The following is an 18,334-nucleotide window of genomic DNA, read 5'->3' on the forward strand; positions in this document are numbered from 1 at the left end:
GTCAGATATTCTCCGCGAACCCATCCCGCTCCGCGTCTACCAGGGCATGGACGCGGTGCGGGGCGGAGACTTCGACCCGGCTGGTCACTTCATATTGGGCCTTTGCCTGGCGAACATTGCTGTTCGCGGGCACGCTGTCGGTCAGCCAGACATTGCCGCCGATGACGGAGCGGCTGCCGATGATGATGCGGCCGAGGATCGTTGCACCTGCATAGATCACCACGTCATCCTCTATGATCGGGTGCCGGGGCAATGCCTTGGCAAGCGCGCCCCTTTCGTCAGCGGGGAAGCTGCGCGCGCCCAGCGTCACGCCTTGATATAGCCGCACCCGGTCTCCCACGATCGCCGTTTCGCCGATGACCACGCCGGTCCCATGGTCGATGAAGAAGCTGCGGCCGATCGTCGCGCCCGGATGAATGTCGATGCCGGTGCGCGAATGGGCGATTTCCGAGATGATGCGCGCTACCAAGGGCGCGCCCAGATCATAGAGGCGGTGCGCGAGCCGGTGATGGATGATGGCCAGCATCGACGGGTAGCAGATCAGCACCTCATCAACGCTGCGCGCGGCGGGATCACCCAGAAACGCGGCTTCCACGTCCGTGTCCAGCAATTCGCGCAGACCCGGCAGGCTTTGGGCGAAGTTGCCGATGATCTGCGACGCTTCACGATCGATCTCCGCCGCAGGGCTGCCATGCATGGCGTAGAGCAGTTCAAGGCGGATCTGGCCGTAGAGGCGGCTGAGCGCCGTCTGCAACGTCTGCGCCACAAAGGCATCTTCATTGTGGATGCGCACGAAGCTCGGCCCCAGGCGGAGCGGGAAGAGTGCGCCGCAGAGCGAGCTCATGATCTTGGCGAGATTAGCGCGCGAGGGAAAACCTTCCGCGCCATATTCGGCATGATGCTGCTGCGCTTCCCGCCAACGGGTGCGCACCGCCCCAAGATCGCTCACGAGCCGGTCGAGGTCCCAATAGCCTTCCACCACCGGATCTTCTTCGCCTTCTGCCGTCATATACGCCTCTTGTTCCACAAGGGGTGGCATAGACCGCGATCGGGCTGTTCGGTAAACGAGTTTTGCTTGCAGCCCCGAAGCTTCTCTTTTCGCCGGCGGGGGCTACTTGCTGCAGTGGAAGGGAGCCGCTTACTCCAGAGGCAGGCGGATTTCGGCGCTCAATCCGCCGGTCGGCCGGTTGGCCAGGATGAGCTCGCCACCCTCCTGTTCCACCGCCTTCGCGACGATCGCCAGGCCCAGACCCAGGCCCCTTGTGTTGCGCCCGCGCGCCTCGTCCAGCCGGGCAAAGGGCTTCAGCACCTCTTCCATCTTGTCTTCCGGGATGCCGGGGCCGTCATCTTCCACCCGGATCAGCACTTGGCCGGTGCGGCGCTCAACGGTGACATAAGCCCGCCGCCCATAATGAAGCGCATTTTCCACCAGGTTCATGACCGCGCGGCGCAAGTGGAGCGGCCGGGCATTCATCTCCAGATGATCGGGTCCTTCATAGCTGACATCCGCGCCCTGATCCTGAAAAGCGTCGACCACGGTCGCCACGGTGACGGCGACATCGGCCCGCACCACGGCCTCGCCATTCTTTTCTCCGCCCAGGAATGCGAGCAGGGATTCGATCATCGCACCCATTTCCGCCAGATCTTCGGCCATGGCGTCGCGCGCTTCGTCATCCTGAATGGCCTCAAGACGCAGTTGCAGGCGGGCGAGCGGCGTGCGCAGATCATGTCCGACCGCCGCCAATGTCTCGGTCCGTTCAGTGATCAGACGGTGGATGCGCTTTTGCATCGCGTTGAACGCGCGGATCAGGTCCCGCACGTCACTGGTGCCACCCTCCGCAACCACGACCTCGTCGCTGAGGCCGATATGCTCCGTCGCCTTGGTGAGGTCCTTGAGCGGCGCCAGCGTCCGCCGGATCATCATTGCGCCCGCCACCATCAAGGCCACGAGCGGGATGAGCGCTAGCCCCATCCGGCCGATAGTGAAGGTCCATTGGCCCCCGGTGTGGCGCATGCCGAAATAGAGCCAGCTGCCATCAGGCAGCTGCAAGCCGCCATTGATCTGCGAACTGCGGCCCGGTGACGCCAGGCGCAGCCACAGGCTGGACTGCTCAAGGCTTGGTTCCCACGCGATGATCTGGCGCCGCATGCGCTCCAGCTCCGGTGCGAGCGCTGGTGGCGGCGGGGATGCGGGTGTCCAGTGCACGTCGTAGCGGTCGGTGGTGAGTTGGATGGCCATGGCGTGCCGCTCGCCCGGCGGCTGCTCCGTCACCAGCTTGCGCGCGATCACCAGATGCTCGGCCAACCGCCGGGCTTCGTCATCCTGCAGGGACAGGTGCCCTGCCCGCTCGTAAATCAGAGTCCCGACGGCGAATTCGAGCGTCAGCGCCAGCAGCAGGATTGCCAGAAGCCGTCCAACCAGGCCTACCGACCGGCTCACATGCAGCCTCAAGCCCTACTGACTTCCGCGTTGAACATATAGCCCACGCCACGCACCGTAGTGATGGGCGCTGCCGCGCCTTCGGTCGAAAGCTTGCGCCGCAACCGGCTGACGAGCACGTCGATGCTGCGGTCGGAACTGTCGCCCATGCGGGTGCGCGACAATTCGATCAAGCGCTCGCGCGCGATGACACGCTGCGGATGGCTGAGGAACGATCCGAGCAGGTCGAATTCGGCGCCGGTCAGGTCTACGATCGCGCCAGTGGGCGAACGCAGTTCGCGGCGGGGGAAGTTCACGATCCAGCCGTCGAAGCGCGCTTCATTTTCCCGATGTTCGTCAGGGCCGCGCTCAACGCCGACACGGCGCAGGATCGCCCTGATCCGCGCGATTAGCTCGCGGGTGCCGAACGGCTTGGGCAGATAGTCGTCCGCGCCCAGTTCCAGCCCGACGATGCGATCGGTCTCGCTGCCTTTCGCGCTGATGAAGATGATGGGAACGTCGCTCTTTCGGCGGATCTGGCGGCAAAGATCGATGCCGTTGGTGCCGGGCAGCATGACGTCGAGCACGACCAGATCGACCGGCCCCGCGTCAAAGGCGACCCACATTTCCGGACCCGAAGAGGCAGGGCGGACCTGATAGCCATGTTCCTGAAGCGCGCGCGCGGTCAGCGTACGCAGCGGCGGATCGTCTTCGACAAGTATGATCGTGGGAGCGGTCATGCCGGAAAGGGTGCGCAACGGGAACGGCTCATGGCGTTCGGGATAGAGAGCGCTGCCAAGGGGGTCAACCGATGCTTGTCCCAGAAACCCTTGGAAACAGGTTCAGCAATATTTTGTCATGGCAGGGACATTCTTCCCCGGACATCATGCAGATTATCATGCCGGGCCCGCATGTGAGGGCCCGGCATGCTTCCGTCAGAAGGCGGCCGTAAGGGAGAAGACCACCTGGCTGCGGGCGATCGACTTGCCGAAATTGTCGCCGTCCTGAACCATGAAGTTCGGGCGGATGTAGTTTTCTTCCGAACGCTTGATGTCGGTATCGACATAAGCAACGCCCAGCGTCAGCGGGGTGCCGGCGATCGCGAGGTCAGCGCCGACCAGCCAGTCGAGATACTTGCCCGTAGGCGCGATCGACGTGCCGTTCGGGCCAAGGCCGGGGTTGCCGTCCGAATAGCCCAGATGCGCCTTCAGCGTGAGCGGGGTTTCGGGGATGGAACCGCTGATATCGCCCCAGATGTAGAGATTGTCCTCCTTGTCACCCGGATTTGCGACCGTGCAGGCCGCGTCGCTGCACCAGTTGCCCAGAGCCTGCTGCTTGGGCGCATAGGCGACGCCGAGCAGACCCTTGACCGGACCAAGCTGGCTCGAGAGCTTCACATAGGGCTCAGCGAAGTCGGTCTTGTCCGCGCCCGACGGATACATGTACCAGGTAAGGCCAACGTCCAGCGTCGCGCCGCCGAGCGGAATGGCGTAGCCCGCGAACAGATCGAGTTCCATGTTGGCGCCGCCGAACTGGCCCCAGCCAGCAAGGTTCGAAGCCCATGCGCCGGCATAGGCGCCGCTTTCGTGCGTGGCGGTGATGCCGCCCTGAATGGCCATCCCCTGGTCAGTCTGAGACACGCCGCGGAAACGATAATCGGAAACGAGCGCGACGCTGCCCGATACGGTGACGGGTCCTTCGGCTTCTTCCTGGGCAAAGGCCGGGGCACTCGACAAGAGGGCGAGAGCCGCACAGGCGATCTGGTATTTCATGAACATTCCCCTTTTTCGGTAAGAATGTTCCGTCCTGCGTCCGCGCTGGTTCTTAGGTCGTCTTGCCTGCGATTACCGGCGGATTGACAGCAGGCTATGTCGCGCCGCCCGAAAGCGGAATGGCATTTTACTGCACCTGCGAAGGCAACAGCAAAAGCGTGCCGCAAAAGGCACGGTTATTGTCCATATTCATTCTGAATATGTCTGCTTCGTTTCTACATCGCACATGGATATAAAAATGCCGCCGCGCCTCGGAAGGGGCGCGGCGGCAACGTCGCCTGACGGGGGTGACAGTTCAGGCGGCGAGATTACGCAGGCGCCCTGCGGCACCTGACAGTTCGACACTGGTCCCGGCACCCCGACGCCGATCCATCCATTCCCGCACCATTTCGGCACAGGTATGGTCGATGTGCAGCAATCGCTCGACATTCAGGATGACAGGGCGCTCGGCAGGAACCGCTTCCAGCTTCGCCGACAATTTCGGCAAGGTCAGGAAGGTCGCGGTGCCATGCAGGGCCAGCTCATGCGTATCGCCGCGCTGCTCGTCGTCCACGCCAAGCTTCAGGCGGCGGGCATGGGGCAGCAGTTCCAGAAGCGACAGGCCGATGCCTACCAGCACGCCGGTCAGCAGGTCGGTAGCAACGACCATGATCAACGTCGCGGCCCAGACGACCACCGGTAGCGGGCCATAACGGTGCAGCAGGTGCTTGGCATGATCCAGGCTGACCAGCCGGACACCCGTCACCACCAATATGCCCGCGAGCGCAGCCATCGGGATTTCGCGCAGCAGCCAAGGCAGCAACGCGACGAAGCCGAGTATCCAGAAGCCATGCATGATCGCGGAAAGCCGGGTCTTCGCGCCAGCCTGTACGTTGGCGGAGCTGCGGACGATAACGCCGGTCATCGGCAAGGCACCGGCCACGCCGCACAGCAGGTTGCCGACACCCTGGGCGCTCAGTTCCTTGTTATAGTTGGTTCGCACGCCATTATGCATCCGGTCCACCGCAGCCGCCGACAACAGCGTTTCCGCGCTCGCGATGAAGGCGATCGCGACGGCAGTGGTGATGATCGTCGGGTTCATCAACTGCTGAAGCAGACCCTCGCCCGGCAAGGTCACCGCCGCCACGATGGATTCGGGCACCACGACGCGTGCCACCGGCAGGCTGAACAGGAATGCCACGAGCGTCGCCAGCACGACGCCGACCAATGCGCCGGGCAGCAGCTTCATGGAAGCGGGGCGGATCTTTTCCCAACCCAACATTCCGCCGATTGTGACAAGACCGATGGCAAAGGCAGTCGCTGCGTCCTGATTGCTGAGGCCGAATATCTGGCCCGGCATCGCAACCAGGTTGGCAAGGCCGCTCGACAACGGCTTGTCATCGAACAGGACGTGGAACTGACCGACGACGATGAGGACGCCGATCCCCGCCAGCATGCCGTGCACGACCGCAGGCGAAATGGCGCGAAACCATCCGCCGACGCGCAGGAGGCCGGCGACGACCTGGATCGCGCCCGCAAGGATCAGGATCGGGCCGAGGGCGGACAGCCCCTGTTCGCGCACGATTTCGAAGACGATGACGGCAAGGCCTGCCGCAGGGCCGCTGACCTGCAGGGGAGAACCGGCCAGCAGACCAACGACGATGCCGCCGATGATGCCGGTGATCAGGCCCTTTTCCGGTGGAACGCCGGATGCGACCGCAATGCCCATGCAGAGCGGCATCGCCACCAGGAACACGACGATGGAAGCAGTCAAGTCGCGGCTGAAAGTGCCGCCGGAAAGAGCTTTCAACATGGTTTACTCCGCAGCCACGGCGATGCTGGTTTCGCCAGCAAGGCGGCGCGACTGCGCCTGAGCGACGGGAAGCGGCTGGCCTTCACGCATGGCGACGAACCGCCCGGTTTCGCCATCGAGCCCAAGCACCTGACCCGCATGGATATCGACATACCAGCCGTGCAGCGCGATTTCCCCGCGCGCCATGCCCGACGCCACCGACGGATGGGTGCGCAGATGGTTCAGCTGCACCACGACATTTTCAAGCGCCATGTTGCGCAGCTTTTCAGCGTCGCTGAGGTCGGACGGGTAGCTTTCCCGGCACACCTTCTGCGCGGCGTGCGAATGGCGCAGCCAAGCGGCGACATTGGGCATCGACGTCAGGTCGGCGTCAGTCGCCAGCGCCTTCATCGCGCCGCAATCGCTGTGACCGCATACGATGATGTCGCGCACGCCCAGAACCATGACGGCATATTCGACCGTCGCGGTGACGCCGCCCAGCTGACTCGCATGCGGGGGAACGATGTTGCCCGCGTTGCGGCACACGAACAGATCGCCCGGATCGGCCTGCATGATATGTTCCGGCACGATGCGGGAATCGGCGCAGGATATCATCAGCGCCTTGGGGCTCTGCCCATGGCTGGCAAGCTGGTTGTAGAGCGCGCTCTTCTTCGAAAAGACCTGGCTTTCGAAACTGAAGACGCGACCGATTAGCTCGTTCATCGCTTCTATCCTCTTTACTGGTTGCCGGTCAGGGGGACAGACCGGCGTAGTTTGAAGGATAGGAACGGCCCTTTGCTGCGTCGCAGCGCTTTTGTTAAATATTATGTCTGACTGGATTTTCTGTCGTCACTGCCGTTCAACGGCGGCGCTCAGCATATATCCGGCGCCCCGGACAGTGACGATCGGTGCTGGCCTGCCGCCAACGCTGAGCTTCCGGCGAACGCGACTGACCAGCACATCTATGCTGCGGTCAGACGACGGCGCGTCGCGAACTCCAGCCAATTCCATCAACCTAAGGCGCGGGATCACCGTCTGCGGGTGATCCAGCAACACTTGCAGCAATGCGAATTCAGCCGCCGTGAGTGCGATCAGCGCGCCCTCCCCGTCCCGCACCTCACGCCGGGCGAAATCGACCTGCCATCCATCGAACTGCGCAAGCGTGCTGGCTCGCAGGCCGATGAGCCGGTCTTTCTTGCTGCGGCGCAGCACCGCGCGCAGCCGGGCGGCGAGTTCCCGGTTCGAATAGGGCTTGGCCATATAGTCGTCCGCGCCCAGTTCCAGCCCGACGACCCGATCGACCTCGCTGCCACCCGCGCCTACCAATATGATCGGAATGTCGCTCCGTTCCCGGACGTCCCGGCAAAGGTCAAGGCCATCGGGACCGCGCAAAGCCGCATCCAGCACCAACGCGCCTACCGGCACGGCCTTGATCGCATTGAATATGTCCGCTGCCGACCCAACGGGCAGTGCACGAAAGCCGCTCTGTTCCAGATATTCGCGCACCTGCTGGCGTAGGTCCGCTTTTTCCTCGGCAATCAGGATCAGGGGTGCGCTCATCCACCCTTCACTGACAGGCTGTGGAGGGCTTGGAGTTCTCCTGAAATGGCTGCGCTGTCCTGCTGTGCTACCATCAGCGCCTCGGCCGCGTTCGACCGGGCATAGCGATACATCTCTGCATCTATTTGGCTGCGCGCACTTGCGCAGGCGCCAGCATAGCTGCCCGACAGCGGCGTGAAGCGGTAGATGGCTTTGCCCAAGGCGGAAACAGCACGCCCTTCCGAATTGACCGTGCGAGCGACGCCGACATCCGCTTGCCAACGGCAAACGGGCGTCGCGGAACGCGTGGCAAAGCGCGGCTCCACTTGCTGGAAATGAACCGTCGATATCGTCTCGTAGCTGGCGCGATATCGCGTGGCGGCGTGGCTGATGTCCGCGCTGTGGACGGGTGCAGTCAAGGTCAAGGCTGCGGCTGACACAATGATGGGAAACATCCGAACCAACTCCTGCCGACGAAAGGCAACCGGCTCACGCATAGGAGGCGCAAATGTCTCTGAAATTTGCCGAATGTTACAAATTGTTGCTGGAGGGCTTTGAAAGGCATGTGCCGCATTGCTGACGGCGCACCGTTCCACGGTACGCCCCTGAACCGCGACTAGCCGTACAATCCTATGCAACCGAACCAACATTTAAGTTTTTAACCCACGTCAACGGCTCCGCGCCGTGGCGGCTTTCAAGTCCAATGATGGGGTTACCGAATGAAAATCGCGCAAATCGCTCCACTGGCCGAAAGCGTGCCGCCAAAGCTCTATGGCGGAACCGAGCGTATCGTTTCCTACCTGACCGAAGCCCTGATCGACCAGGGCCATGACGTGACCTTGTTCGCCAGCGGAGATTCCATCACGCGCGCGGAACTGGTTCCGGTGACGGACATGGCGTTGCGGCTCAATCCCCATGTCCGCGATCCCATCCCCTATCACATGATGCTGCTCGATGCCGTGCGTCAGCGCGCCGACGAATTCGATGCGCTGCATTTTCATATCGATCTCGTCCACATGCCGATGTTCCAAGACATCATCGGCCGGTGCATCACCACTCTGCATGGGCGGCTGGACCTTCCCGATCTGGTCCCCTTCTACCAGACCTTCCCCAACCACAGCCTGGTGTCCATTTCCGATCATCAAAGGCTGCCGATGCCGCCGGTGAACTGGGCGGGGACGGTCTATCACGGTCTTCCCGCCGATCTGCTGCCGCCCAAGATCGCCTGCGACGATGGCTATCTCGCTTTCCTGGGGCGCATATCGCCTGAAAAGCGGCCCGATCGCGCGATCCGCATCGCCGCCCGCTCAGGCAAGCCGCTCAAGATCGCCGCAAAGATCGACAATGTGGACAAGGGATATTGGGAAGCGGAGATTGCGCCGCTCCTCAGCCTCTATCCCAACATCGATTTCATCGGAGAGATCAACGAAACGCAAAAAGCGGAATTCCTTGGAGGCGCCAGCGCACTTCTGTTCCCGATCGACTGGCCAGAGCCGTTCGGCCTCGTGATGATCGAGGCGATGGCCTGCGCCACGCCCGTTATCGCCTTCCGCTGCGGTTCGGTGCCGGAGATCATCGACCATGGTGTGTCCGGCTTCATCGTCGATACCGAGGATCAGGCAGTGGAAGCCGTGTCCCGGCTCGGCGAACTTGATCGCAGCGCCGTGCGCGCCGCCTTTGACGCACGCTTCACGGCAGACCGGATGGCGGCAGGCTATGTCTCGCTCTACCATGCTCTGCCCGGCGCACGAACCGATGCCGCAAGGCTCCGCCGCGAGCGCGGGGACGAAGCGGAACTTCATTTGCAGGTAGTCGGATAAGGAGCGTTGCATGACAGTGAGCCAGTTGCAGCCAGAAGCCTTGGCAGCCGAACCGGCAAAGTCCCTGTCCCAGCAGCAGACCCAATTCTTCATTCCGGCCACAGCTTCCCTGCACGAGCGGAGGCCGCGAACGTTGAAGCATGGCGACAGCTTTGCGGTGTTCGATCATAGCGGCGACGCGATTGCCGGGCCCGGCAGTCCGGAGGGGCTGTACCACCGGGACACCCGGCACCTGTCGCACCTGTACCTGACGATCAATGGGCAGCGGCCGATCCTGCTGAGTTCAGCGCTGCGTGATGACAATGCCATCCTGACATGCGACCTCACCAACCCGGATTTTCCGGGCGACGATGGCAGGGTCGCGGTGGAACATGACCTGATCCATTTCCGCCGCACACGGTTTCTCTGGGAATCCGCGATTCACGAGCGGATCACTATCCGCAATTTCGATGCCGAAGCGCGAACCGTGCGGGTCGACGTGGGCTTTGCCGCCGACTTTGCCGACCTGTTCGAGATACGTGGCATGACGCGGCTGCGGAAAGGATCGATGAAGCCGCCGGTGCTCGGTCCCGCAGACGTGCTGCTCGCCTATGAGGGGCGAGACGCAAAGACGCGCGAAACCCATATCTGCTTCGATCCACAGCCCCAGGAGCTTACCGAAAGCCACGCCGCCTTCGAAATCGTCGTGCCAGCCGGTGAACGGCGCACCTTGTACATGCGGATCGCTTGCGAACGTGTGGAACTCGCGCCCGAACCCTTCTCGCGTCAGTTCCTGAAAGCCCTTCGCGAATCCATGCAGTCGCTGAAACAGGCGCGGGCGCGTGGCGCGACGGTGCGATCGTCCAACCCGCTGTTCGATGAGGTCACGCGCCGATCCGTCGCGGACATCACGATGCTGTCCACCGATACCGAATATGGCCCCTACCCTTATGCCGGCATCCCATGGTTCAGCACCGTGTTTGGCCGCGACGCGATCATCACGGCGCTGGAGACGCTTTGGCTTGATCCGGCGATGAGCCGTGGCGTGCTGGGCTATCTCGCCAAGCATCAAGCGACGCAGTTTGATCCCGCTGCCGATGCGGAACCCGGTAAGATCCTGCATGAGGTGCGCCATGGCGAAATGGCGGAACTGGGCGAAGTGCCCTTCCGCCACTATTATGGCAGCATCGATTCCACTCCCTTGTTCATCATGCTCGCGGGCGCGTATCTGGAGCGCACCGGGGACGTCTCCTTCGTCACGAGCCTGCTCTCTAATATCGAAGCGGCACTGCTGTGGATCGACGATCATGGCGATCGGGACAAGGACGGCTTCGTCGAATATGGCCGCCTGACGGACCAGGGCCTTACCAATCAGGGCTGGAAGGACAGCCATGATTCCGTTTTCCACGAAGACGGTTCGATCGCCCGTGGACCCATCGCCCTTGCCGAGGTTCAGGCCTATATCTACGGGGCCTGGAAAGCCGCCGAAGTCATCTACGTCGCGCTCGGCGATGCTGCGCGCGGCCTGGATTATGGGTCGAGGGCGGATCGCCTGCGCGACCATTTTGACGATGCCTTTTTCGACGCGCAACTTGGCACCTATGTGCTCGCGCTCGACGGGGAAAAGCGGCCATGCCGTGTGCGTTCGTCGAACGCTGGCCATGTGCTCTTCACTGGCCTGGCAAAGGAAAACAGGGTGGAGTCCGTGGTCCGGACGCTGATGGCGCCAGCCTCCTTTTCCGGATGGGGGGTGCGCACCATCGCCTCCACCGAAGCGCGGTACAATCCGATGAGCTATCATAACGGGTCGATCTGGCCGCACGACAATGCCCTCATCGCGGCGGGCTTTTCACGCTACGGCTACAAGCGGGAGGCGGCCCAGATATTCGAGGGGCTGTTCGCGGCGGCCACCTATGTCGATCTCATGCGCCTGCCTGAACTGTTCTGCGGATTCCCGCGCCGCCGTGCACAGGGCCCGACCTTCTACCCCGTCGCCTGCAGCCCGCAGGCATGGTCAGCCGCCGCGCCTCTCTCCCTCATCCAGTCGAGCCTCGGCATCGGCTTCGATGTGGCCGGGCCGGAAATCTCCCTGCGCGAACCCGCCCTTCCCCGTTTCCTTGACGAACTGAGGCTATATGGCCTGCGCGTCGGGGAAGCGTCGGTCGACATCGCCTTTGACCGGATGGACGACAAGGTGGTCGTCAAGCCGCTCGACCGGACCGGACCTGCGCGGGTCGTGACCATATCCTGACGTCCGCCGGGTGAAGCGGTGAGATTTGCGTTGACGTAACGTCCGGAAATCGCGGTATATGGCGGCTTCGCTTGGGGAGCGAAGATCAGGGGGGAATGATGACCATCGAAGCAACGGCTTCAGCTGTCGAACAGCCACATGCGGGCCGTCTTACCGATACGCAGCGCATGCTTATCGAGCAGCGGATCACCAATGAAAAGCCATCGACGGGAGCGGCCTATCTGCTCTGCTTCTTTCTTGGCGGCTTTGGCATCCACCGATTTTATCTAGGTCAAAAGGGCACCGGTGCCGTGATGCTGATCCTTGGCCTCACAATCATCGGTCTCATCATCTCAGGCCTTTGGGCGTTCATCGACCTGTTCCTCATTCCGGGTATCATCCGGGAGCGCGTCGACACGCTGCGCCACCGCATGACGATCGAAGCCATGGCGTGAATGAAGGGGGCCGCCTGCCATGGCAGCGCGGCTCTCCACATCCCGTTGGGTAGCGCCTACCGCCATTTTCCCCGTTGTTTGAAGAAGTGGTGCGCCCAACAGGATTCGAACCTGTGGCCTTCGGATTAGGAATCCGACGCTCTATCCTGCTGAGCTATGGGCGCCCGCTAGTGGCTCTATGCTGCCGATGCAGCGGGGTCAATTCTTCGCTTCGGGCGGCACGACAGGAAACAACAGCGGCGCGACCTCGACGCCTTCCGAAACCAGCGCGCGCGCTTCGTCGGGGGCGACTTCGCCGTGAATGCTCGACCGCTCCTTCTCGCCATAATGCATGGCGCGGGCATGTTCGGCAAAGCCCCGGCCGACCCAGGTCGAATCTTCCAGGACCTTTGCTTGCGCCTGTGCCAGCGCCTGCACCATTTCGCGCATCCGCGCCTCGTCTCCTGCCATGGCGACCGGAGCGGTCGGCGCGTCCGCAGGCATCATTTCCGGCTTCCTGCTGTTCCCTTTTGCTGCGACGGCGGGCGCCATCAGCGCTTTCGACACCTCCGGATCGCCGCACATCGGGCACGCCAGCAAACCGCGGGCCAACTGATCCTCATAGTCCGCGCTGGACCCGAACCAAGCTTCGAACACATGGCCATGGGAATTGCATTTGAGGTCGAAGACAATCACGAAAGGGTCACGTCCACTGGAATATTTCGCCGGTTGGCGATCGCAGGCACCCGCCCGCGAACCTCCTCTACGCGCGACAGGTCGATGTCGGCAAGAGCCAGTCCCGCCTTCTCCTCCATGTCCAGCAGGATGTCGCCCCAAGGGTCGATGACCAGGCTATGACCATATGTCTCGCGTCCATCCTCATGGCGGCCCGTTTGCGCAGGCGCGATCACGAAGCAGCCCGCCTCGATCGCACGGGCGCGGAGCAGGACATGCCAATGCGCCTGGCCGGTCGGCACGGTGAAGGCCGCGGGCACGAGCAGCATCGTCACGCCCGAATTGGTGAGGGCGCGGTACAAGTCCGGGAACCGCAGGTCGTAACAGACCGACAAGCCCATCCGGCCCCATGGCGTATCAACTGCCACAACCTTTTCGCCTGGGCGGTAGACCGCTGACTCGCGCCAGCTTTCCCCTGTCGCCAGATCGACGTCAAACAGGTGGATCTTGTCATAACGGGCGCGGATCTCACCCTTGTTGTCGATCACGAAGCTGCGATTGACCCAGCGCTCGTCGCCATCCTCTTGCCTGAGCGGCAATGAACCAAGATGCACCCAAAGGCCGTGCCGGGCCGCAGCTTCGCGCACGGTCGCCAACACCGGATCGTCGGCTTCGCTCCGCAATGTTTCCGCCGCCCGCGCGCGGTTGCGGTCAAGATAGCCCGCCATTTCCGGGGTAAACAGCATATCCGCGCCTTGCTCGGCCGCTTGGCGGACAGCTTCGACGATGGCCGCCGCATTCGCCGCGGGATCGATCCCGCTCGTCATCTGAAGGACGGCCGCGCGCATGTGGCTTACACGCCCAGCAGCGGGTCGAGCTTGCCCTGACGATCCAGCGCCGCCATGTCGTCGCTGCCGCCGATATGCCTGCCGTCGATGAAGATCTGCGGCACCGTGGTCCCGCCATTGGCGCGATCCAGCATTTCGCTGCGCTTGGGCCCACCCATCGTGATGTCATATTCGTCAAAGGCGACGCCCTTGCCTTCCAGCAGCGCCTTGGCCCGCGCGCAATAGCCGCACCATGCCTTCGTGTAGATTTCGACCTTCGCCATTCGATACTCCTTGCGCGCTGAAATTGTGGCTGGGCAAGCCTTTGTCAATCAGTGCCTTCGGCGCCTTCCGGCAAAGCCCGCGCCCAGCACAACAGGTGAACGCTGGACGCGCCGCCGCGTTTCAACGCGCGCGCGCAGGCGGCGGCGGTCGCACCGCTGGTATGGACATCGTCGATCAGCAGAACCGCCCTGCCCTTGACGCCATGCCCCTTCGCCAGCGCGAAGGCACCCGCGACCGCCTTGGTCCGCTGCCGTGCATGCATGCCGCGCAGGGGCTGCGTCGCCCGGACGCGGAGCAGCGCATGCTTGTCCACGACGATCCCCGACGCCTTGCCAAGATGGTCCGCAATCAGCGCCGACTGGTTGAAGCCGCGCCACCACAACCGCCAGCGATGCAGCGGCACCGGGACGATTACGGGTGGCGCTTCGAAAGCGGGCAAGCGCCGCGCCATATGCCGCGCGACCAGCCGCGCGAGGCCGATACGCCGCCCATATTTGAGCTTAAGCGCCACATTCCGCGCAATGTCGCCATAGGCCAGCACCGCCCGCGCGCTGTCGAACGGCGGCGGCTCGGCCAGGCAAGCGCCGCATGCCGCGTCGCTGCCCCGGTCATGCTCGAACGGCACACCACATCGCGCGCAGCATGGCTCACCCAAGAAACGCATCCCGCTCCAGCAGGTCAGGCAAAAGGCGTCGTCAGCCTCGACAATGACACCGCATCCGGGACAACGCGGCGGCAGCGCATAATCGAGCGCCGGGCGGACAGCGCCCTTGAGAAGGGAGGCGAGATGCATGATCTCCCTTGTTCCCGCTCCCGCTCCAATGCACAAGGCCCGCCAATGACCCAGCCCGACATCTTCGATCGCCAATTGCGCGCCCGGCGGCGGGACCGGATGATGCCGCGCTTTTCCGAGCATGACTTCCTTTACCGCGCGATGCTGGACGAATTGCTCGACCGGCTCGCCGATGTGCAGCGCGAACTTCCCGAAACCCTTGTCATCGGCTGCCCGGATGGCAGCGCTCGCGCCGCCCTGGAAGCGAGGGGCAAGAAAGTGGTGTGCGCCGACCCCGGATTTGCCGCAGCCCGCGCGCAAGGCGGGGTGCAGGCGGAAGAGGACGCGCTGCCCTTCGCCGACGACAGTTTCGACCTCATCATCGCCTGCGGCACGCTCGACAGCGTCAACGACCTGCCCGGCGCGCTTATCCTGATGCGGCGCATCCTGAGGCCCGATGGCCTGCTGCTCGCGGCCTTCGCCGGCGCGGGCAGCCTTCCGCGCCTGCGCGCCGCGCTGATGACCGGGGAGGGCGATCGGCCCGCCCAGCATATCCACCCGCAAGTGGACGTGCGCGCGGCAGGCGACCTTTTGAGCCGCGCGGGTTTCGCCATGCCGGTCGCCGATAGCGAGACGCTGACCGTGCGCTATGGCGACATAGTGCGCCTGATGCATGACTTGCGCGGGATGGGTGCGGGCAATGTGCTGGCGTCGCATCCTCCGGCCCTGCGCAGGGACACATTGATAGGGGCAAGCCAGCATTTCGCCTCCGCGGCGGACCCGGATGGCCGCACGGCAGAGGACATGGCGATAGTCTATCTAAGCGGGTGGAAGCCGGATCCGAGCCAGGCCAAGCCTGCCAAGCGGGGCAGCGCGACCGTTTCGCTGGCTGAAGCGCTCAAGCGGAAGGATTAAGGCCCTTTCAGCGCCTCTCAACTCCGTTCGGGCTGAGCGTCGAACAGTGATAAGAACTCTTAAGCAAGTCGCGTAGCTCTACGCCGCCAACCGCAGGAAAGGCACCGGCTCCGTCGACCGCAGCACGATCGGCTTGCCCTCCGACGCTTCGAACAGCTCGCCGTCCAGGATGACGCTGCTATGGTCGCCCTCAATCCGAATGATGTCGCCCTGCTCCAGATGCACGCCCTGCACCTGCGACTTGCCGACCCGGCGCGTGATGCTTGCCCAGGCCAGCCGCATGAGCGCTGCCAGGCTCTGGTCCACCGCCATCAACTTCATGTTGCCGCGACGGCTGTCCCCCGCCTGCACGCCCAGCAGCAGCCGGTCGAGCGTCGTCACGATCAACACGGCAAAGCGGCCCGCCAGCTGCCCTTCCCGGATCAGCGAAATACGCACCGGATGGCTGGATTGCGGCAGGAAACGGGCGCGAATGCCGAAGATCAACGACACCAGCACGGCGATGACGGTCAGGAAATGGCTGATGCCGTTGGATAGCCCCAAAGGATAAATCTGATTGCGGCAGTAAAGCATATAGTCCGCAAGCCCCGCGCCGCCCAGGAACATGCCCAGCACCGGCCGCGATTCCGCCCGGCCGTCCGAAAGGGCGATCAGCTCGCGCGCAACCACATGATCATCGACGCCTGCCTTGGCGATCTGGACGATCCGCTCCAGCGCCTTGATCGGATCGCCATGGATGCCAAGGTCGAGCGCGATCAGATTGGTCTTGCCGTTGGGCAGCACCGCAATGGGCGGCACGCGCCCTGTGAAATGCTCGCCCTGGTACAACTCCGTCAGCGCAGCCTGCACCGTGCCGTCACCGCCGTTGATAACGATGACGACCGGATCGACCCGTGCGATGGTCTGCAGCGCGCGGCCGATCTGGTCCACATGCTCGACCTCATAGTGAAAGATGTCCGGGTTGCTGGCGCAATAGCTCCGCACGCGCGGTAGCGTCTGCCGGTTGCCCGTCGACTTGGGATTGGACAGAAGCGCGACCCGGACCATCGGAACTCACATATATTGAAGTTTAATGGTGATCCGCGTCACACCAGGCCCGACCTTGACGGCGGCCTTTTCGACCGACGGCTTGCCCAGGTTGAAGATGCTGATGGACGGATTGTTGGAAAAGCCGCCGCCATCGCGCGAAATGCTGGTTTTCCCGTCGCCGTCGCGATCATGACGCACCGCGATGGCATAGCGGCCCGGCTCCGGCACCGGCATGCAAAAGCGCATACCGCCATTGCTGGGACGTACTACGGTATCGATCCGGTTGAGCCATGCGCCCTTCGACAGCCACGCATTCTTGGTGGCGGGATAGGATTGAACGCGAACCTTGCCGGTCGCCGCCGCGAAACCCCGGACATCGACCAGCAGCGCCGGTCCCTTGGCGGACTCGCCGCAACGAGCAAGGTCGTTTGCAATGACCTCGCTGTGAGCCAGCGCTGGGGCAGCCGCAAATATGGCCGCCACCGGCAGAAGACCCATCGCAACTTTGAACATGACCATCCAACTCCGTGAAGCTATAGCCGCCCGAGGAAACCGGACGGCGAGCCCCTGTTCGCCCCCGCGAACTTCATTTCCGTGATTCTGCTATGAGCGGGGTTTGCGGCCAAATCATGGTGATGGGACGACCACATAGAGAATGCTGACCGCCACCGACCGATATCTCGCCCGTCTGATAGCGCTGCCCATGCTCGGCACGCTGGTCATTTCCGCGATGCTGCTGGTGCTCGACAAGATGCTCAGCCTGTTCGATTTCGTCGCGGCGGAGGGCGGCCCAGTCAGCGTCGTGTGGCGCATGCTCGCCAACATGATGCCGGAATATCTGTCGCTCGGCATCCCGATCGGCCTGATGCTCGGCATATTGCTGGCGTTTCGCAAGCTTGCCCTGTCGTCGGAACTGGACGTGATGCGCGCGGTCGGCCTGTCCTACGGACGCCTGCTGCGCGTACCCTATATGTATGCGATCGCGCTTGCATTGCTCAACTTTGGCATCGTCGGTTTCGTCCAGCCCCTCTCCCGCCACGCCTATGAAGCGTTGCGCTTCGAACTGCGATCAGGCGCGCTTGGCGCTTCGATCAAGGTCGGCGAATTCACCAGCCTCGGCAAGCGCATGACGCTGCGCATCGAACGCAGCCTGGATGAGGGGCGCAACCTCCAGGGCATATTCGTCCGCGCCGCTGGCAAGGACGGGCAGACCGTCGCCGTGACCGCCGCGCAAGGAAGCTTCCTGGCGACGGATGACCCGGACACCATCATCTTCCGCCTGCGCGACGGCGTGCTGGTCAACGATGCCCCGAAATACAAGTCGCCCCGCATCCTGTCCTTCTCCAGCCATGACCTGCCGATCGACCTTCCGCAGATCGAGCGGTTCCGTGGACGCAGCGTGGACCGGGAAAAGACCATTCCAGAATTGGCCGTCATGGGTCATGACCCCGCGACGCCGGAAAAGCTGCGCAACGAAATCCGCGCCAATTTCCACTTTCGCCTGGTGGAGGTGGCGATGATGCTGTTGCTGCCGCTGGCCGCGCTCGCCTTCGCCATCCCGCCCAAGCGATCGACCTCCGCGCTGGGCGTGTTCCTCTCGATCGTCTTCATCGTGACCTATCACAAGATCAACGAATATGGCCAAGGCGTCGGCGCATTAGGCAGGATCGACCCCATCATCGCGCTCTGGACGCCGTTCCTGCTGACCGCAGGGCTGATCCTCTGGATGTATCATGTCGTCGCGCACCGCCCCGGCGGTCAGCCGATCGGCGCGCTGGAATATGCCTTTGCCAAGCTGGGCAAGCAGGTCGCCAAACTGCTTCGCTTCGGGCGAAAGCGGACGGCCACCGCGCAGGGAGCAGCCTGA

Annotated in this window: 19 protein-coding genes and 1 tRNA gene; 5 read left to right on the forward strand and 15 right to left on the reverse strand. The window is 63.2% G+C overall.

Going from position 1 to position 18,334, the window contains the following annotated elements; all coding sequences use genetic code 11:
* Position 1: 1 nt before the first annotated feature.
* The 8 genes from epsC to MU848_RS10370 all read right to left on the reverse strand — a co-directional run bounded on the left by epsC (position 2) and on the right by MU848_RS10370 (position 7,956).
* Positions 2-1,009 carry a serine O-acetyltransferase EpsC gene (epsC, locus tag MU848_RS10335; RefSeq protein WP_201513500.1) on the reverse strand — a complete coding sequence of 336 codons (1,008 nt, stop codon included), beginning with the start codon at positions 1,007-1,009 and terminating at the stop codon, positions 2-4.
* Positions 1,010-1,138: 129 nt separating this feature from the next.
* Positions 1,139-2,440 (reverse strand): ATP-binding protein, encoded by a 1,302-nt coding sequence (locus MU848_RS10340; RefSeq protein WP_247231590.1) that lies wholly within the window; start codon positions 2,438-2,440, stop codon positions 1,139-1,141.
* Between the two features lie 8 nt (positions 2,441-2,448).
* On the reverse strand, positions 2,449-3,159 hold the full coding sequence (locus tag MU848_RS10345) for a response regulator (protein ID WP_097091252.1): 711 nt from the start codon (positions 3,157-3,159) through the stop codon (positions 2,449-2,451).
* 195 nt (positions 3,160-3,354) lie between these two features.
* Positions 3,355-4,197, reverse strand: a complete 843-nt coding sequence (locus MU848_RS10350) for a TorF family putative porin (protein ID WP_247231592.1) — start codon at positions 4,195-4,197, stop codon at positions 3,355-3,357.
* Positions 4,198-4,486: 289 nt separating this feature from the next.
* Positions 4,487-5,983: a SulP family inorganic anion transporter gene (locus MU848_RS10355; protein ID WP_247231594.1), complete on the reverse strand. Its 1,497-nt coding sequence runs from the start codon at positions 5,981-5,983 to the stop codon at positions 4,487-4,489.
* Between the two features lie 3 nt (positions 5,984-5,986).
* Positions 5,987-6,685, reverse strand: a complete 699-nt coding sequence (locus tag MU848_RS10360; RefSeq protein ID WP_097091249.1) for a carbonic anhydrase — start codon at positions 6,683-6,685, stop codon at positions 5,987-5,989.
* A 126-nt stretch (positions 6,686-6,811) separates the two neighbouring features.
* The gene (locus MU848_RS10365; protein ID WP_247231596.1) at positions 6,812-7,522 is read right to left on the reverse strand and encodes a response regulator; all 711 of its coding nucleotides are present in this window, start codon (positions 7,520-7,522) and stop codon (positions 6,812-6,814) included.
* On the reverse strand, positions 7,519-7,956 hold the full coding sequence (locus MU848_RS10370) for a hypothetical protein (RefSeq protein ID WP_247231598.1): 438 nt from the start codon (positions 7,954-7,956) through the stop codon (positions 7,519-7,521). The genes MU848_RS10365 and MU848_RS10370 overlap by 4 nt, the downstream gene beginning before the upstream one ends.
* A 264-nt stretch (positions 7,957-8,220) precedes the next feature.
* On the opposite strand from MU848_RS10370, the gene MU848_RS10375 reads away from it, so the two are divergent.
* From MU848_RS10375 to MU848_RS10385, 3 genes are all read left to right on the forward strand, one after another.
* Complete coding sequence (locus MU848_RS10375) at positions 8,221-9,321, forward strand: glycosyltransferase family 4 protein (protein WP_247231600.1); 1,101 nt, start codon at positions 8,221-8,223, stop codon at positions 9,319-9,321.
* A 10-nt stretch (positions 9,322-9,331) separates the two neighbouring features.
* Positions 9,332-11,551: an amylo-alpha-1,6-glucosidase gene (locus MU848_RS10380; RefSeq protein WP_247231602.1), complete on the forward strand. Its 2,220-nt coding sequence runs from the start codon at positions 9,332-9,334 to the stop codon at positions 11,549-11,551.
* Between the two features lie 98 nt (positions 11,552-11,649).
* Positions 11,650-11,985, forward strand: a complete 336-nt coding sequence (locus MU848_RS10385; protein WP_247231604.1) for a TM2 domain-containing protein — start codon at positions 11,650-11,652, stop codon at positions 11,983-11,985.
* A gap of 87 nt (positions 11,986-12,072) precedes the next feature.
* Here the strand turns inward: MU848_RS10385 and MU848_RS10390 are convergent.
* The 5 genes from MU848_RS10390 to MU848_RS10410 all read right to left on the reverse strand — a co-directional run bounded on the left by MU848_RS10390 (position 12,073) and on the right by MU848_RS10410 (position 14,544).
* Positions 12,073-12,149, reverse strand: a tRNA-Arg gene (locus MU848_RS10390).
* Positions 12,150-12,183: 34 nt separating this feature from the next.
* On the reverse strand, positions 12,184-12,660 hold the full coding sequence (locus tag MU848_RS10395) for a DUF1178 family protein (RefSeq protein ID WP_097091236.1): 477 nt from the start codon (positions 12,658-12,660) through the stop codon (positions 12,184-12,186).
* A complete protein-coding gene (locus MU848_RS10400; protein WP_097091235.1) occupies positions 12,657-13,487 on the reverse strand; it encodes a carbon-nitrogen hydrolase family protein in 831 nt (276 codons plus the stop codon). Before MU848_RS10400 ends, MU848_RS10395 begins: the two co-directional genes overlap by 4 nt.
* Positions 13,488-13,492: 5 nt before the next feature.
* A complete protein-coding gene (grxC, locus tag MU848_RS10405; RefSeq protein WP_097091234.1) occupies positions 13,493-13,750 on the reverse strand; it encodes a glutaredoxin 3 in 258 nt (85 codons plus the stop codon).
* A 44-nt stretch (positions 13,751-13,794) separates the two neighbouring features.
* Complete coding sequence (locus MU848_RS10410; protein ID WP_247231606.1) at positions 13,795-14,544, reverse strand: ComF family protein; 750 nt, start codon at positions 14,542-14,544, stop codon at positions 13,795-13,797.
* A gap of 45 nt (positions 14,545-14,589) precedes the next feature.
* Here MU848_RS10410 and MU848_RS10415 point away from each other — a divergent pair, with 45 nt between their 5' ends.
* Positions 14,590-15,438, forward strand: a complete 849-nt coding sequence (locus tag MU848_RS10415; protein WP_247231608.1) for a class I SAM-dependent methyltransferase — start codon at positions 14,590-14,592, stop codon at positions 15,436-15,438.
* Positions 15,439-15,516: 78 nt separating this feature from the next.
* On the opposite strand, the gene MU848_RS10420 is transcribed toward MU848_RS10415, so the two are convergent.
* Together MU848_RS10420 and MU848_RS10425 are read right to left on the reverse strand one after the other, a co-directional pair.
* The gene (locus MU848_RS10420; protein ID WP_201513487.1) at positions 15,517-16,485 is read right to left on the reverse strand and encodes a diacylglycerol/lipid kinase family protein; all 969 of its coding nucleotides are present in this window, start codon (positions 16,483-16,485) and stop codon (positions 15,517-15,519) included.
* A 6-nt stretch (positions 16,486-16,491) separates the two neighbouring features.
* Positions 16,492-16,986 (reverse strand): DUF2141 domain-containing protein, encoded by a 495-nt coding sequence (locus MU848_RS10425; protein ID WP_097091230.1) that lies wholly within the window; start codon positions 16,984-16,986, stop codon positions 16,492-16,494.
* A gap of 136 nt (positions 16,987-17,122) precedes the next feature.
* Here MU848_RS10425 and lptF point away from each other — a divergent pair, with 136 nt between their 5' ends.
* Positions 17,123-18,334: an LPS export ABC transporter permease LptF gene (gene lptF, locus MU848_RS10430; RefSeq protein ID WP_247231610.1), complete on the forward strand. Its 1,212-nt coding sequence runs from the start codon at positions 17,123-17,125 to the stop codon at positions 18,332-18,334.

Source organism: Sphingobium agri, assembly GCF_023051225.1.
In the GTDB taxonomy this organism is placed as follows: Bacteria; Pseudomonadota; Alphaproteobacteria; order Sphingomonadales; family Sphingomonadaceae; genus Sphingobium; species Sphingobium agri.

Coding starts and splice junctions, on each gene's coding strand:
- epsC (WP_201513500.1), bottom strand. CDS start 1,009: ATGACGGCAGAAGGCGAAGAAGATCCGGTGGTGGAAGGCTATTGGGAC.
- MU848_RS10345 (WP_097091252.1), bottom strand. CDS start 3,159: ATGACCGCTCCCACGATCATACTTGTCGAAGACGATCCGCCGCTGCGT.
- MU848_RS10350 (WP_247231592.1), bottom strand. CDS start 4,197: ATGTTCATGAAATACCAGATCGCCTGTGCGGCTCTCGCCCTCTTGTCG.
- MU848_RS10355 (WP_247231594.1), bottom strand. CDS start 5,983: ATGTTGAAAGCTCTTTCCGGCGGCACTTTCAGCCGCGACTTGACTGCT.
- MU848_RS10360 (WP_097091249.1), bottom strand. CDS start 6,685: ATGAACGAGCTAATCGGTCGCGTCTTCAGTTTCGAAAGCCAGGTCTTT.
- MU848_RS10365 (WP_247231596.1), bottom strand. CDS start 7,522: ATGAGCGCACCCCTGATCCTGATTGCCGAGGAAAAAGCGGACCTACGC.
- MU848_RS10370 (WP_247231598.1), bottom strand. CDS start 7,956: ATGTTTCCCATCATTGTGTCAGCCGCAGCCTTGACCTTGACTGCACCC.
- MU848_RS10375 (WP_247231600.1), top strand. CDS start 8,221: ATGAAAATCGCGCAAATCGCTCCACTGGCCGAAAGCGTGCCGCCAAAG.
- MU848_RS10380 (WP_247231602.1), top strand. CDS start 9,332: ATGACAGTGAGCCAGTTGCAGCCAGAAGCCTTGGCAGCCGAACCGGCA.
- MU848_RS10385 (WP_247231604.1), top strand. CDS start 11,650: ATGACCATCGAAGCAACGGCTTCAGCTGTCGAACAGCCACATGCGGGC.
- MU848_RS10400 (WP_097091235.1), bottom strand. CDS start 13,487: ATGCGCGCGGCCGTCCTTCAGATGACGAGCGGGATCGATCCCGCGGCG.
- grxC (WP_097091234.1), bottom strand. CDS start 13,750: ATGGCGAAGGTCGAAATCTACACGAAGGCATGGTGCGGCTATTGCGCG.
- MU848_RS10410 (WP_247231606.1), bottom strand. CDS start 14,544: ATGCATCTCGCCTCCCTTCTCAAGGGCGCTGTCCGCCCGGCGCTCGAT.
- MU848_RS10415 (WP_247231608.1), top strand. CDS start 14,590: ATGACCCAGCCCGACATCTTCGATCGCCAATTGCGCGCCCGGCGGCGG.
- MU848_RS10420 (WP_201513487.1), bottom strand. CDS start 16,485: ATGGTCCGGGTCGCGCTTCTGTCCAATCCCAAGTCGACGGGCAACCGG.
- MU848_RS10425 (WP_097091230.1), bottom strand. CDS start 16,986: ATGGTCATGTTCAAAGTTGCGATGGGTCTTCTGCCGGTGGCGGCCATA.
- lptF (WP_247231610.1), top strand. CDS start 17,123: ATGCTGACCGCCACCGACCGATATCTCGCCCGTCTGATAGCGCTGCCC.